Source organism: Methylobacterium oryzae, assembly GCF_036441375.1.
Lineage (GTDB): Bacteria > Pseudomonadota > Alphaproteobacteria > Rhizobiales > Beijerinckiaceae > Methylobacterium > Methylobacterium oryzae_A.
In genome coordinates this window covers 1-14,055 of sequence record NZ_MLCA01000001.1, presented here as the reverse complement: position 1 = coordinate 14,055, position 14,055 = coordinate 1, and the positions used below count along the sequence as shown (strand labels likewise).

At 71.4% G+C, this 14,055-nt stretch carries 12 protein-coding genes and 2 pseudogenes; 7 read left to right on the top strand and 7 right to left on the bottom strand.

Annotated features, from left to right (window positions below; translation table 11 throughout):
- Nucleotide 1 precedes the first annotated feature (1 nt).
- From urtD to urtA, 4 genes and pseudogenes are all read right to left on the bottom strand, one after another.
- Nucleotides 2-802, bottom strand: coding sequence for an urea ABC transporter ATP-binding protein UrtD (gene urtD, locus MOTC310_RS00070; protein ID WP_331291626.1), 801 nt, complete (start codon nucleotides 800-802; stop codon nucleotides 2-4).
- The gene (urtC, locus tag MOTC310_RS00065; RefSeq protein WP_331300386.1) at nucleotides 799-1,953 is read right to left on the bottom strand and encodes an urea ABC transporter permease subunit UrtC; all 1,155 of its coding nucleotides are present in this window, start codon (nucleotides 1,951-1,953) and stop codon (nucleotides 799-801) included. The genes urtD and urtC overlap by 4 nt, the downstream gene beginning before the upstream one ends.
- 5 nt (nucleotides 1,954-1,958) lie before the next feature.
- A pseudogene (gene urtB, locus MOTC310_RS00060) lies at nucleotides 1,959-3,517 on the bottom strand (urea ABC transporter permease subunit UrtB).
- 219 nt (nucleotides 3,518-3,736) lie between these two features.
- Complete coding sequence (gene urtA, locus MOTC310_RS00055; protein WP_331291624.1) at nucleotides 3,737-5,032, bottom strand: urea ABC transporter substrate-binding protein; 1,296 nt, start codon at nucleotides 5,030-5,032, stop codon at nucleotides 3,737-3,739.
- Between the two features lie 353 nt (nucleotides 5,033-5,385).
- On the opposite strand from urtA, the gene MOTC310_RS00050 reads away from it, so the two are divergent.
- The gene (locus MOTC310_RS00050; protein WP_331300385.1) at nucleotides 5,386-5,604 is read left to right on the top strand and encodes a DUF6894 family protein; all 219 of its coding nucleotides are present in this window, start codon (nucleotides 5,386-5,388) and stop codon (nucleotides 5,602-5,604) included.
- A gap of 254 nt (nucleotides 5,605-5,858) precedes the next feature.
- Nucleotides 5,859-6,638 carry a Crp/Fnr family transcriptional regulator gene (locus tag MOTC310_RS00045; RefSeq protein WP_331291622.1) on the top strand — a complete coding sequence of 260 codons (780 nt, stop codon included), beginning with the start codon at nucleotides 5,859-5,861 and terminating at the stop codon, nucleotides 6,636-6,638.
- A gap of 3 nt (nucleotides 6,639-6,641) precedes the next feature.
- Here the strand turns inward: MOTC310_RS00045 and MOTC310_RS00040 are convergent, their stop codons facing one another.
- A complete protein-coding gene (locus MOTC310_RS00040; RefSeq protein WP_331300384.1) occupies nucleotides 6,642-7,361 on the bottom strand; it encodes an HWE histidine kinase domain-containing protein in 720 nt (239 codons plus the stop codon).
- A 57-nt stretch (nucleotides 7,362-7,418) separates the two neighbouring features.
- Complete coding sequence (locus MOTC310_RS00035; protein WP_331300383.1) at nucleotides 7,419-8,150, bottom strand: Crp/Fnr family transcriptional regulator; 732 nt, start codon at nucleotides 8,148-8,150, stop codon at nucleotides 7,419-7,421.
- 425 nt (nucleotides 8,151-8,575) lie between these two features.
- On the opposite strand from MOTC310_RS00035, the pseudogene MOTC310_RS00030 reads away from it, so the two are divergent.
- The 5 genes and pseudogenes from MOTC310_RS00030 to MOTC310_RS00010 all read left to right on the top strand — a co-directional run bounded on the left by MOTC310_RS00030 (nucleotide 8,576) and on the right by MOTC310_RS00010 (nucleotide 13,605).
- Nucleotides 8,576-9,489, top strand: a pseudogene (locus tag MOTC310_RS00030) (ABC transporter ATP-binding protein).
- A complete protein-coding gene (locus MOTC310_RS00025; RefSeq protein ID WP_331300382.1) occupies nucleotides 9,486-10,379 on the top strand; it encodes a branched-chain amino acid ABC transporter permease in 894 nt (297 codons plus the stop codon). Before MOTC310_RS00030 ends, MOTC310_RS00025 begins: the two are co-directional and overlap by 4 nt.
- Nucleotides 10,380-10,386: 7 nt before the next feature.
- Nucleotides 10,387-11,421 carry a branched-chain amino acid ABC transporter permease gene (locus MOTC310_RS00020; protein ID WP_331300381.1) on the top strand — a complete coding sequence of 345 codons (1,035 nt, stop codon included), beginning with the start codon at nucleotides 10,387-10,389 and terminating at the stop codon, nucleotides 11,419-11,421.
- Between the two features lie 32 nt (nucleotides 11,422-11,453).
- The gene (locus MOTC310_RS00015; RefSeq protein WP_331300380.1) at nucleotides 11,454-12,797 is read left to right on the top strand and encodes an ABC transporter substrate-binding protein; all 1,344 of its coding nucleotides are present in this window, start codon (nucleotides 11,454-11,456) and stop codon (nucleotides 12,795-12,797) included.
- Between the two features lie 7 nt (nucleotides 12,798-12,804).
- Nucleotides 12,805-13,605, top strand: a complete 801-nt coding sequence (locus MOTC310_RS00010; protein ID WP_091681464.1) for an ABC transporter ATP-binding protein — start codon at nucleotides 12,805-12,807, stop codon at nucleotides 13,603-13,605.
- Between the two features lie 15 nt (nucleotides 13,606-13,620).
- Here MOTC310_RS00010 and MOTC310_RS00005 read toward each other — a convergent pair whose 3' ends face one another.
- The gene (locus MOTC310_RS00005) at nucleotides 13,621-13,842 is read right to left on the bottom strand and encodes a hypothetical protein (protein ID WP_091681463.1); all 222 of its coding nucleotides are present in this window, start codon (nucleotides 13,840-13,842) and stop codon (nucleotides 13,621-13,623) included.
- Nucleotides 13,843-14,055: the final 213 nt, after the last annotated feature.

Here is a 14,055-nt window from a genome sequence, read left to right as displayed (position 1 = left end):
GTCATCGTCCCAGATAGACTTCGACCACCCGCGGGTCGGCCGAGACCGCGTCGATCGAGCCTTCGGCCAGCACCGCGCCCTCGTGCAGGCAGGTGACCCGGCAGCCGAGATCCCGGACGAAGTGCATGTCGTGCTCCACCACCAGCACGGCGTGCTCGCCCGCGATCCGCCGCAGCAGCCGGGCGGTCTCGGCGGTCTCGGCGTCGGTCATGCCGGCCACGGGCTCGTCGACGAGCAGGAGTTTCGGATCCTGGGCGAGCAGCATGCCGATCTCCAGCCACTGCTTCTGGCCGTGGCTGAGATCCGCCGCCGGCCGGCCCCGGTGGGTCAGCAGGCCGACGGTCTCCAGCAGGGCGTCGATCCGCGCGGCCTCCACCCGGTTGCGCCAGCCGAACAGCGAGGCGAAGGCCGCGCGCGGTCCTTTCAGGGCGAGCAGGATGTTGTCGGCCACCGTGTGGCTCTCGAACACCGTGGGCTTCTGGAACTTGCGGCCGATGCCGAGGTCGGCGATCGCCGGCTCGTCGCTCTTCAGGAGGTCGTGGGTGCCGTCGAACAGCGCGATGCCGCTGTCCGGCCGGGTCTTGCCGGTGATGCAGTCCATCATGGTGGTCTTGCCGGCGCCGTTCGGGCCGATGATCGCCCGCAACTCGCCGCGGCCGAGCGTCAGTGACAGCCCGCGCAGGGCCTTGTAGCCGTCGAAGGTCACCCGCAGGTCGTCGAGGTAGAGGAGCGCGTCGGTCTCGCGCTTCCGGTTGGCGGGGCCGCGGGCGGCCTCCGGACGGTCGAGGAGATCGGTGCTCATGCGCCCTGCCCTTCTTCCGCGAGTTCCGGGGCGATCTCGGGCTCCGGCGGCAGCGTGGCGGCCGCGCGACGGCTGCCGAACCGCTCGATCGCGGTGCCGACGAGGCCGCGCGGCAGGAACAGCGTCACGACCACGAACAGGCCGCCGAGCGCGAACAGCCACGCGTCGGGCATCGCGCCGGTGAGCACGGTCTTGGCGTAGTTGACGAGCACGGCGCCCAGAGCCGCGCCGACCAGCGTGCCGCGGCCGCCCACCGCCACCCAGATCACCGTCTCGATGGAGTTGCCGGGGGCGAACTCCCCCGGGTTGATGATGCCGACCTGCGGCACGTAGAGGGCGCCGGCGACGCCGGCCATCATGGCCGAGACCGTGAAGGCCAGCGTCTTGAAGTGCTCCGGCCGGTAGCCGAGGAAGCGGGTGCGGCTCTCGGCGTCGCGCACGGCGATCAGGATCTTTCCGTAGGCCGAGACCGTCATGACCCGGGCGATCAGGTAGCCGAGCGCCAGCGCGATGCCGGTCGCCACGAAGATGCCGACGCGGAAGTTCTGGGACTGAACGGAGAAGCCCAGGAGATCCTTGAAATCGGTCAGGCCGTTGTTGCCGCCGAGGCCCATGTCGTTGCGGAAGAAGGCGAGCATCAGCGCGTAGGTCAGCGCCTGGGTGATGATCGACAGGTAGACGCCCGTGACCCTCGACCGGAAGGCGAGCCAGCCGAACACGAAGGCCAGCAGGCCCGGCACCAGCAGCACCATCAGGGCCGCGAAGGCGAAGTGGTCGAAGCCGTACCAGTACCAGGGCAGCGCCTTGTAGTTCAGGAACACCATGAAGTCGGGCAGGACCGGGTTGCCGTAGACGCCCCGGGAGCCGATCTGGCGCATCAGGTACATGCCCATCGCGTAGCCGCCGAGCGCGAAGAACGCCCCGTGGCCCAGCGAGAGGATGCCGCAATAGCCCCAGACGAGGTCGAGGCTGACCGCGAGGAGCGCGTAGGCGAGGTACTTGCCGAACAGCGCGACGAGGTAGGTCGGCACATGCAGGCCGGAGCCCTCCGGCACCGCGAGGTTCAGCACCGGCACGGCGAGGCAGAAGGCGGCCAGGACGGCGAGGAAGATCCAGCCCTTCAGGTCGATCAGGCGGGTGCGGGGCGGCATGAGGCTCACGATTCCACCGCCCGGCCCTTCAGCGCGAATAGGCCGCGCGGGCGCTTCTGGATGAACAGGATGATGAAGATCAGGAGGCCGATCTTGGCGAGCACCGCGCCGATATACGGCTCGGCCAGCTTGTTCACGACGCCGAGCGTCAGCGCCGCCACCAGCGTCCCCCAGAGATTGCCGACGCCGCCGAACACCACCACGAGGAACGAGTCGATGATGTAGCCCTGGCCGAGATTGGGCGAGACGTTGTCGATCTGCGACAGCGCCACCCCGGCCATGCCGGCGATGCCGGAGCCGAGCCCGAAGGTCAGGGCGTCGACGTAGGGGGTCCGGATGCCCATCGCGGCGGCCATGCGCCGGTTCTGGGTGACCGCCCGGGTCTTCAGGCCGAACGACGTTTTTCGCAACACGAACAGCAGCCCGAGGAACACGGCCATCGCGAACACGATGATCCACATCCGGCCCCAGGTGATCGACAGGCCGTAGACATCGACGGCGCCGCTCATGAAGGCGGGGGCGCCGACCTCGCGGTTGGTCGGGCCGAAGATCGAGCGCACCCCCTGCTGCAGCGCGAGGCTGACCCCGAAGGTGGCGAGCAGCGTCTCCAGCGGGCGCCCGTACAGGAAGCGGATGATGAACCGCTCGATCAGCACGCCGACGAGGCCGGCGACCAGGAACGCGCAGGGGATGCTGATCGCGAGCGACCAGCCGAACAGGGCCGGTGCCTGGGTGCGGATCAGCTCCTGCACGCCGTAGGTCGTGTAGGCGCCGAGCATCACCATCTCGCCGTGGGCCATGTTGATCACGCCCATCACCCCGAAGGTGATGGCGAGCCCGATGGCGGCGAGCAGCAGGACCGAGCCGAGCGAGATGCCGTACCAGACGTTCTGCAGCGCCCCGAGGAGGGCGAGCCGCGTCTCGATCGCCGCGATGCCGCGGGCGGATGCCGCCCGCACGGCCTCGCTCGGATCCGCCGCGAGACCGCGCAGGATGCCCATCGCGTCGCCATCGCCCCGGGCCTGGATGGCGGGAATCGCGGCAATCCGGTCGGCTTCCACCGTTCCGGGCCTGGCGAGCAGCACCGCCGCGCGCGCCTCGGTCAGCGCCTGCCGGACGCCGGCCTGCGTCTCGCGCGCCAGGGCCGCGTCGAGGGCCGGCAGCGCNTGAACACCGCGTCGGCGGCGGCGCGGCGCCTGGCCGGGTCGAGGCTCGCGAGGTCGAGCTGCCCGCGGGCGGCCTCGATCGCCCGGCGCACCCGGTTGTTGGCGCGCACGGGCCTGAGGTCGGGGCCGTCGGCCACGGCCGCACCGGTCCGGGCCTCGGCCACCGTGCCGCCCTGTCGGATCAGCAGGGCCTTGTCGCCGGGGCGCACGAGCAGCCGGCCGTCCGACAGGGCCGACAGGATCGCGTCCGCGCGGGGGTCGCCCGAGGCGGCGAGGCCGGAGACGCCGGCCTCGATCTCGGCATAGCCGTCGCCGGCCAGCTGGCCGTAGGGGTCGGGCGCCTGGGCCTGCGCGGGGGCGGCCAGCAGCAGGAAGAGGAGGGTGAGAAGGCGGAGCATCGCGATGTTTCGTGGCGCGCAGGAAGCGGGTGGGCGGCGACGCGCGGAGTGCCTGGGTCCCAGGCGCGCAGCGGTGATCCGTACGGATCGGTCAAGGCTGGGCGGGACGGGTCCCCGCTCCCGCCCGGGAGAGGGGACCCGCGCTTCACCGCGATCCGAAGGTGCAGAACCTGACGGCAGGTCCGGCACCTCGGTTCTGCGGAGGAGCGGGAGAGCGCCTCAGGCGCCGCCGCAGCTCTTGGTTTTGGTGTTGTAGTTGCCGCACTTGAGTTTGACCCAGTCGGCCTCGAGGTCCTTCGAGCCCTCGAGCTGCTTCGACCACGCCTCGCCGGGGATGAGCTTGTCCGTCTTCCACACCACGTCGAACTGGCCGTTCGACTCGATCTCGCCGATGAAGACCGGCTTGGTGATGTGGTGGTTCGGCAGCATGGTGGCGGTGCCGCCGGTGAGGTTCTTCTGCTCGATGCCCGGCAGCGCGTCGATCACCTTGTCGGGGTCGATGGTGCCGGCCTTCTCGACCGCCTTCACCCACATATTGAAGCCGATATAGCTGGCCTCCATGGGGTCGTTGGTGACGGCCTTGGGGTTCTTCTTGAACGCCTGCCACTTCTTGATGAAGGCCTCGTTCTCCGGCGTCTTGATCGACTCGAAGTAGTTCCAGGCGGCGAGGTGGCCGACCAGCGGCTTGGCGTCGATGCCGGCGAGCTCCTCCTCGCCCACCGAGAAGGCGACGACCGGGATGTCGGTGGCTTTGACGCCCTGGTTGCCCAGCTCCTTGTAGAACGGCACGTTGGCGTCGCCGTTGATGGTCGAGACCACGGCGGTCTTCTTGCCGGCCGAGCCGAACGCCTTGATCTTCGACACCTCCGTCTGCCAGTCCGAGAAGCCGAACGGCGTGTAGTTGATCATGATGTCCTCGTCCTTGACCCCCTTCGACTTGAGGTAGGCTTCGAGGATCTTGTTGGTGGTGCGCGGGTAGACGTAGTCGGTCCCTTCCAGCACCCAGCGCTTGGCGCCGCCGCCATCCTCGGACATCAGGTAATCGACCGCCGGGATCGCCTGCTGGTTCGGGGCGGCGCCGGTGTAGAACACGTTCCGCTCGCTCTCCTCGCCCTCGTACTGCACGGGGTAGAACAGGATGTTGTCGAGTTCCTTGAACACCGGCAGCACGGACTTGCGCGACACGCTGGTCCAGCAGCCGAACACGGCCGCGACCTTGTCCTTGCTGATCAGCTCGCGGGCCTTCTCGGCGAAGAGCGGCCAGTTCGAGGCCGGGTCGACCACCACCGGCTCCAGCTTCTTGCCGAGCACGCCGCCCTTGGCGTTCTGCTCGGCGATGAGCATGAGCATCACGTCCTTGAGGGTGGTCTCCGAGATCGCCATCGTACCCGACAGCGAGTGCAGGATACCGACCTTGATGGTCTCCTGCGCCCGCGCGGCCCCCGCCCCCAGCGTGCCCATCGCGAGCCCGGCGGCCAGCGCGGCGGCCGAGGCCCAAGTTCCAAATGCCTTCATGGCGGTCCCCTGCGTCGTCTTCCTTGCGACGGATCGGGACAAGGCAAATCATGTGCCAATAATTTAGGCATGCCGCGTCGGGCGGCGTTTGCGTGGTCCGGGGGACGCTCAGAAGGGCGGCGTTTCGCCCGCCAGACCGGCAGCCCCGTGCCGCGTCCCGCAGCGTCGGCGAGCGGGTCGGCTAAGCGGTAGGCATCTGCGACCGGAGTTTCGCCTGCACGTTGATCGGACGCGGATCGATGCCACTTACCTCAGCCCGCGACGCGGGCCGCGGCGGCGCCGGGCGCATCACCCGACGGGCGGCGCCCGCCGTCCGGGCGGGAGCGGGTCCGGATCCTGTGCTGAAGGATGTTATGGCAGAGCGCTACTATTTCCGCCTGAGCAGCGACGGCGAGACGATCGAGGACGAGACGGGCGTCCTGGCCGCGTCGGTCGCGCACGCGGAAGCGGAAGCGCTGGCGCTGATCGAGGAGTTCCGGAAGGCCGGCGAGCTGCCGGAGGACGGGGCGGGCTGGCGGATGGAGATCCATGACGGGAGCGGCACCGTCCTGCGCACGCTTCGGCTCTCCTGATGCGCCGATCCGGCCGGCATGGTCCGGCGGGCCTGCGCGGCGCGTCTGGGGCGTCCCGGCCCCGGCCCGGTCCCGCTGAGCGCCGCATTCGGGCGCCGGCGCACCCGAGCGCCGAAGGTTTCCGCGGATGGGCGCCGTCGGAATCTGGGTCCGAGGCGTGGCGGCGATTTGATGACCTTGAGGAGTAAGGATAAGCCGTCGCGCGTTTACGCAGATGCCGCCCCGCCTGCGGGGCAGGACGTCCGGGAGATCCCTTGAACCCCTTCCTTCGCAAGCTGGCGCTGCGCGCGAACTTGGACGATGGCGACGTGGCCGCTCTGGAAGCTGCAACCGGCGATGTCGCGCAGGTCGAGGCAGGTCGCGACCTGGTCTCCGAAGGCGTGCGGCCCGACGCCGCCTACGTGATCCTCGACGGGTTCGCCTGCCGCTACAAGCTGGTGCCCGACGGGGGACGCTCGATCCTCGCCTATCTCGTCCCCGGCGACGGCTGCGATCTGCACGCGTCCCTGCTCAACCGGGCGATCCACTCCGTGGCGACGCTGACGCCCTGCGCCGTCGCCTCCGTCCCCTACCGGACGATCAAGGAACTCGCCGCGCTCCGTCCCAACATCTACCGCGCGCTGTGGTGGTCGGTCCTCGTCGACGAGGCCGTCCTGCAGGAATGGCTCGTCGGGGTGGGGCGCCGGTCCGCCGACAAGCAGGTCGCCCACATCATCTGCGAACTCTTCGCCCGCCTGAACGCCGTCGGCCTCGGCCTCGAGCCCGACTACCGCCTTCCGCTGGCGCAGTCCGAACTGGCCGACACGGCGGGGCTCTCGAACGTCCATCTCTCGCGCGTCCTGTCCGACCTGCGCAGGGCCGGGCTGATCGAGAGCGGGCGCAAGAGCGTGCGCGTGCCGAATCTCGGGCGTCTGCAGGAGTTTGCCGACTTCACGCCCGAGTATCTGCTCCTGCCCGGCCCGAACCCGGCCACGGAGGCGCTCGGCGCGCTGCCGCAGATGACCGGGCAGGTGCGGGCGGCGTCGGGATCGTGAATCTCACCGGCCGTCGCTGTCCCAGCCCATCTCGGGATCCTCGGCCACCAGGCGCCCGATCTGGGCCGTGAGCGGCACGCGGATCGTGCAGCGCAGCCCGTCCGGCTCATAGCGCAGGTCGACCGCCGCGCCGAGATCGTAGGCCAGCATCTCCGTCAGCACGTCCGTGCCGAAGCCGCGTCGGCCGGAGGGCTCGACGCCGCTGCCGCCGGTCTCCGCCCAGTCGAGGCTCAGGACGGGCGGTCCGGCCTCCGCCTCCGCCACCCGCCACGCGGCGCGGACCCGGCCCTGCGGGAGCGCCAGGGACCCGTGCTCCACCGCGTTGCTGGTCAGTTCGTGCAGGGCAAGCGCGACGACCTGCGCGGCCTTGGGGCGGAGGCGCACCCGCGGGCCGGCGAGGATGGCCTGCTCGCCCTCGCGCGCGAGATGGAACATCAGCTCGTCCGAGATCAGCGTGTGCAGGTCGGCGTCGCCGAACGCGTCCGTGGCGGCCTGCACGCGCGTGATCGCGCCGAACCGGCCGTCGAGATGCGCCACGTAGCTCTCGACATTCACGGCGCTCTCGGCGGACCGGTGCATGACGGTGCGCATCATCGCCATCGTGTTGCGCATCCCGTGGCGCAGGCTGTCCGGAAGTCCCGCCGTGTCGAGCAGCCGGCGCAGGCGCGCGTTGTCGGCCTCCAGGACTGCGAGTCGCTCCGCCGGATCGCGAGGGTCTGTCATGCCGGGCCACTCCGGATGTCCGTTCGACTGGCTCAATCGCCGCGGGGCGGGCGGGGTTCAGCGCGCGCGGGCGCGGTCGATCTCGGTGCGATGGAGATAGGCGCTGTCGAAATGCGCGAGCCGGGCGAGCGCGCCCGGATCGTGGATCGTCAGGCGCCGGCTGCGCAGGGTGATCAGCCCCATGCCGCGCAACTCCTGGAGGGTGCGGTTGATGTGCACGCTGGTCTGGCCCATCGCGTCGCCGAGGTCGTTCTGGGTCATCGGCATCGCGCAGGTGTTCCCGTCGGTCAGGCCGATGGCCGCCAAGCGCGCCTGCAGCTCGCAGAACAGGTGGGCGAGGCGCTCGATCCCGGTTCGGCTGCCGAGGCTGACCGTCCACTCGCGCTGGATCGCCGCGGTGGCCAGGGCCTCGCGATGGAAGGCCATGTCGAGCCGCGGGCTGCGGGCGGTCAGATCCCGCATCGCGGGGCCGGAGATCTGGCCGAGGAGCACGGGCGTGATCGCGCCGACCGCGTGATCCATCTCGTCGAGGAGGAAGACGTGCGGGTCGCACGGGTCGCCCGGGAGCAGGAGCGAGACGATCTGGCGGCGCCCGTTGGCGAATTGCCGGTACCGGCAGGCCCAGCCCTCGAGGATCACGTTGATCGCGCGCGGATCCTCGCCCTCGTGGATGATGTCGGTGCGCGCGGCGACCATGCGGCTCGGGCTCATGGCGTCGGACAAGCACATCCGATCATCTTCGGAGAGCCGGACATAGCAATTTAGCTTGTGCACGAGCGGGTTTGGCATGGCGGCTTCTCCACGACGGCGTGGGACCGCGAACCTACATTTTGTTTTAGGACATGAATACTTACGCAGATTAGTTTGTGCTACCGTAAGGTGTCTTTCCGCCAGTTTCGCCGGGTCGATCCGCCCGGATCCCGGGCCTGTCCCGGTCCCGAGGCGGCAAGATCTTCGCGGTTCGGGCGGCCCGATGTCAGGACGATGGAAGTGATCCCGTGCCGAGGCATCCCGCCCGGAGAATGTTCGCGTGTCATGTCGAAATTTAAAAGACTTTGCTTTTGACTCCGTGGACGCCGCGGAGCAGGATTTGACGAGCGGGAACATCGGAATGTCCGGCCAGGATGGGCTGACATCCTGTATATCGCCTGCTCTCAACGGATGCCGCCGGTTCGCGCCGCAGAGGGCGGCCCATCATGGACGGATTCCTGCCCATGCAGCCTGCGCCGCGCCTCGTTCGACCGGTCCGGGACGGGCGACACCCCATCTCCGGGCCCGCCGCCCGCCCGGGCGCGGCCCGCGGTGACAACCCGCACCGGGACCGGGCGGGCGCGATCCTGTCGGTCGAGGGGCTGTCCCTCGCCTTCGGCGGCGCGGTGGCCTTCGCGGAGATCGACCTCGCGGTCGGGGCCGGCGAGATCCACGCCGTGATCGGGCCGAACGGCGCCGGGAAATCCTCGCTGATCAACGCGATCACCGGCCTCTGCGCGCCGCGCGCCGGGCGGGTGCGGCTCGGCGCGCAGACCTTCGCCCGGGTGCCGGCCGGACGGCTCGCCGCGCTGGGCGTGGCCCGGACCTTCCAGAACCTCGCCGTGTTCGCGGGCCTGAGCGTCCGCGACAACGTCCTCGCTGGGCTGTCCGCCGCGCGGCGCGCCGGGCATCCGCCCGGCGGGAGGCGCGCGCGCACCGCGCCGCCGCCGAGGCGGTGATCGGCCGCCTCGGCCTCGGGGCCGTGGCCGACCGCCCGGCCGGCAGCCTTCCCTACGGGCTCCAGAAGCGGGTCGAACTCGGCCGGGCCCTGGTGGCCGAGCCGCGACTCCTGCTCCTCGACGAGCCGATGGCCGGCATGACGGCGACCGAGAAGGTCGAGATGACCGCCTTCATCCGGGCGGCGCGGGAGAGGTCCGGGGCGGCGATCGTGCTGGTCGAGCACGATATCGGCGTCGTCATGCGTCTCTCCGACCGGGTGACCGTGCTCGATCACGGCCGCCGCATCGCCACCGGCACGCCCGCGGAGGTGCGGGCGGATCCGGCCGTCATCGCGGCCTATCTGGGGCTCGCGGACGGGGATGCGGACGCGGTCGCGGATATCGACGCGGATGCCCACGCGGACGTGGCCGCCGCATGAGCCCGGACCTCGCCTTGCTGATCGAGGTCGTGGTCGGCGGCCTCCTGTCGGGCGTCATGTACGCCCTCGTGGCGATCGGCTTCGTGCTGATCTACAAGACCTCGGGCGTGCTCAACTTCGCGCAGGGCGCGATGGTGCTGCTCGCCGCCCTCACCTTCGTGAGCCTGACCGAGCGCGGGCTGCCCGTCCCGGCGGCCCTGGCGGCGACGCTCGCCGCGATGGTGGTGGTCGGCCTCGCGGTGGAGCGGGCGGTGCTGCGGCCGCTGGTCAACCAGCCGCCGATCACCCTGTTCATGGCGACGCTGGGCGTCGCCTACGTGATCGAGGGCGCGGCCCAGCTCGCCTGGGGCACCCAGGTCCACGGGCTCGACCTCGGCATCGACGACACGCCGATCGATCTCGGCGGCGTGCTGGTCAGCCGGTTCGACCTGTTCGCCGCCGCGGTCGCGGGCCTGATGGCGGCGCTCCTCTCCGCCTTCTTCCGCTATACCCGCACCGGCCTCGCCTTCCGCGCGGTGGCGGACGATCCGCTCGCCGCCCTCAACACCGGCCTGCGCCTGCCCCGGATCTGGTCGGCGGTCTGGATCGCCGCCGGGATCGTCGCGCTGGTGGCGGGGCTGCTCTGGGGCGCGCGGCTCGGCGTGCAGTTCTCCCTGTCGCTGGTGGTGCTGAAGGCCCTGCCGGTACTCGTGCTCGGCGGCTTCGATTCCGTCGCCGGGGCGATCGTGGCCGGGCTGATCGTCGGCGCGACGGAGAAGCTGTCCGAGGTCTATCTCGGGCCGGTCATCGGCGGCGGTATCGAGGGCTGGATCGCCTACGTGGCGGCTCTCGGGTTCCTGCTGGTCCGGCCCTCGGGCCTGTTCGGCCTGCGCGCCGTCGAGCGGGTCTGAGGACGCCGTGGACGCCCTCCCCCGCGCCGCACCGCGCCGCCGCCCGTCCGCCGGCACCCTCGGCCTCGGCGCCCTGCTGGTCCTCGCCTACGGGATCGTGCCGCTCACCGGCACGAGCTACGTGTTCGAGGCGCTGCTGACGCCGTTCCTGGCCCTGGCGCTGGCCGGCCTCGGGCTCAACCTGCTCACCGGCTATGCCGGGCTGCTCTCGCTGGGCTCGGCCGCCTTCATGGCGGTCGGAGCCTACGCGGCCTTCAACCTGTCGCTGCGCCTGCCCGGCCTGACCCTGCCGGTGTCGCTCCTGCTCGCCGGCTTCGTGGCGGCGCTCGCCGGGCTGGTGGCGGGACTGCCGGCCCTGCGGCTGCGGGGCTTCTACCTCGCGGTCTCGACGCTCGCCCTGCAGTTCTTCGTCGCCTGGGCGCTGAACCGGATCGGCTGGATCTCCAACGACAGCCCCTCGGGCGTCGTCACCGCCCCCCGCCTGGTGGTGGCCGGCCTGTCCTTCGACGACCCGCGCGGCCGCTACCTGGTCACGCTCACGGTGGTCACGCTGCTGACCTTCGTCGCGTGGAGGCTCGTGACCTCGCCCACGGGCCGGAACCTCGTGGCGATCCGCGACAATGAGACCGCCGCCCGCCTCGTCGGCGTGCGGGTCGCCCGGACCAAGCTCCTGGCCTTCGCGGCCTCGTCCTTCGTGATCGGGATCGCCGGGGCGCTCTGGGCCTTCGCGTATCTGCGCACCGTCGAGCCGGCGGGGTTCAACCTCGACCGCTCCTTCCAGATCCTGTTCATCGTCATCATCGGCGGCCTCGGCACCCTGCGCGGCGCCTTCCTGGGCGCGGGCTTCATCGTGGTGCTGCCCCTGCTCCTGTCGCGCCTCGGCGCGGCGCTGCTCGGCGACGGGTTCGATTCCGGCACCCTGGAGATGGTCCAGCGCGTCGTGCTCGGCGCCCTGATCGTCGCCGTGCTGATCCGCGAGCCCGCCGGCCTCGCCGCCCTCCTCGACCGGGCGGGCCGCCGCCTCGGCCGCCGCGCCGCCTGATCCCTCCCCGCCCGACCAACCCCAGGACGACCATGCCCCTGACGACCCGTCTCCGCGCCGCGCTCCTCGCCGGCACCGTCGCGCTCGCCGGCGCGGCCCCCCGGGCCGCTTGGGCCGACGAGCAGTATTTCCCGCTCCAGAGCTACCGGGTCGGCCCCTACGCGGCCGGCGGGACCGGCTTCTTCGGCGGCTTCATCGACTATCTCAACCTGATCAACGTCCGCGACGGCGGGGTGAACGGCGTCAAGCTCACCTGGAGCGAGGGCGAGACCCAGTACGAGGTCGAGCGCGGCGTCGAGGTCTACGAGCGGCTGAAGTCCCGGCCCGGCATCGCCGCCTGGAACCCGCTCTCGGTGGGCATCGCCTACGCGATGATCGACCGCGTCACCGCCGACAAGGTGCCGCTGATCACGATCAACCACGGCCGCACCGATTCCACCGACGGGCGCGTCTTCCCCTACGTCTTCCCGCTGCTGCTCAACCCCTACAGCGAGACGAGCGGCATCATCCAGTATCTCGGCACCCGCGCGGGCGGCCTCGACAAGCTGAAGGGCAAGACCGTCGCGGTGCTCTACCACGGCTCGCCCTACGGTAAGGAGACGATCCCGATCTACGCGCGGCTCGCCGAGCGCTACGGCTTCACCGTCGCGCAGATCGAGGTGCCCCATCCCGGCAACGAGCAGCAGTCGCAGTGGCTCACGATCCGGCGCCTGCGGCCCGACTTCGTGGTGCTGCGCGGCTGGGGCGTGATGAACCCGGTGGCCCTGAAGACCGCCCAGAAGACCGGCTTCCCGGCCGACCGCATCGTCGGCAATGTCTGGTCGAACTCGGAGGAGGACGTGATCCCGGCCGGTGACGCCGCCAAGGGCTACGTCGCCATCACGACCCAGGCCTCGGGCACCGCCTACCCGGTGATCCAGGAGGTCGTCGGCAGGGTCTACGCGGCCGGCAACGGCAACCTCGCCGACCGGAAGCGGATCGGCAGCGTCTACCACAATCTCGGGGTGCTGAACGGCATCCTCAACGTCGAGGCTTTGCGGATCGCGCAAGCGCGGTTCGGCCAGCGCACGCTTTCCGGCGACGAGGTGCGCTGGGGCTTCGAGCACCTGCGCCTCGACGAGGCCCGGGTGGCGGCGCTCGGCGCCAAGGGCCTGTTCCACTCGATCAACGTCACCTGCGCCAACCACGAGGGCGAGGGCCGCGTCACCTTCCAGCAATGGGACGGGGCGAAGTGGACCGTGGTGTCCGACTGGATCGCCCCCGACTGGGCGAGCCTGCGCCCGATCATCGAGGCGTCCGCGACCGCCTACGCCAAGGAGCGCGGCATCACCCCGCGCGACTGCGCCGCCGAGGAGGCCGCCGCGGCGGCCCGGTGAGCGCCCGGTGAGCACCGCGCCGCCCCTCCTGCAGGTCGAGGCCCTGGAGGTCGTCTACGGCGGGGCGGTGCACGCCCTGCACGGCGTCGACCTCGCGGTCCGGGCGGGGGAGATCGTCGCCCTGGTCGGCGCCAACGGCGCCGGCAAGACGACCCTGCTGCGGGCGGTGTCGAACCTGCTGCCGGCCCTGCGCGGCCGGGTCACGGCCGGGCGCCTCGCCTATGACGGGCGCGACGTGACGCGGACCCGGACCGACGTCCTCGTCCGCGCCGGGCTCGTCGGCGTGCTGGAGGGGCGCCACTGCTTCCGGAGCCTGAGCGTCCAGGAAAACCTCGTGGCGGGCGGGCTCGGGCGCGGTACGGGCCGCGGCGGCGTGCGCGCCGATCTGGACCGGGTCTACGGCCTGTTCCCGCGGCTCGCCGCGAAGCGGGGCGTCGCCGCCGGCCTGCTCTCGGGCGGCGAGCAGCAGATGGCGGCGATCGGCCGGGCGCTGATGGGGCGGCCCCGGCTGCTCGTCCTCGACGAGCCGTCCATGGGGCTCGCTCCCCGCGTGGTCGAGGAGATCTACCGGGTGCTCGCCGGCCTTAACCGCGCCGAGGGTCTGACCCTGCTGGTGGCCGAGCAGAACGTCCGCCTCGCCCTGCGCCACGCCCACCACGCCGTGGTGCTGGAGAACGGGCGCAGCGCGCTGGCCGGCACCGCCGCGTCCCTGCGGGCGCGGGACGACGTCCGGTCCCTGTATCTCGGGGGCGCCGACGATGCCGGGGCCGCCGCGCTGCCGGAGACGGGCCGCCGCGCATCGGGCTGACGGTGCCGGCCCGCGTCAGGAGTCCCGGTCGGCCCGGCGCAGGGACCAGAGCAGGGTACCGTGGGCGTCGACCAGCCACAGGGCGTTCACCGCGTCGTCCTCGATCGTCAGCGAGCGGCTGTTGGCGAGGCGCACCGCCTCCTTCGCGTCCGCGGCCGTGAGCACCTCGTCGACGCGCGGCGCGCCGATCTCGCCATCCTCGCCACGAACCGCCCCGCGCAGGCGATAATCCGGCATCCGTCGAACCCCCGTCTCCCCGCGGCCGGCGCCCGTCCGGGGCGTGCCGCGGGTGCGAAGATAGGCGCCGGCGCGGCGTGTCGAGGGTCGGCGGGCCGCTACGGCCCGTCGCGGCTCGCCAGGATCCGCTGCGGCTCCGCGAGGAACAGGGCCCGCAGCGCGGCGGCCGATTCGCGGGCCGGAAGGTCGAGGGCGCGCCGCGTCGCGGCGATC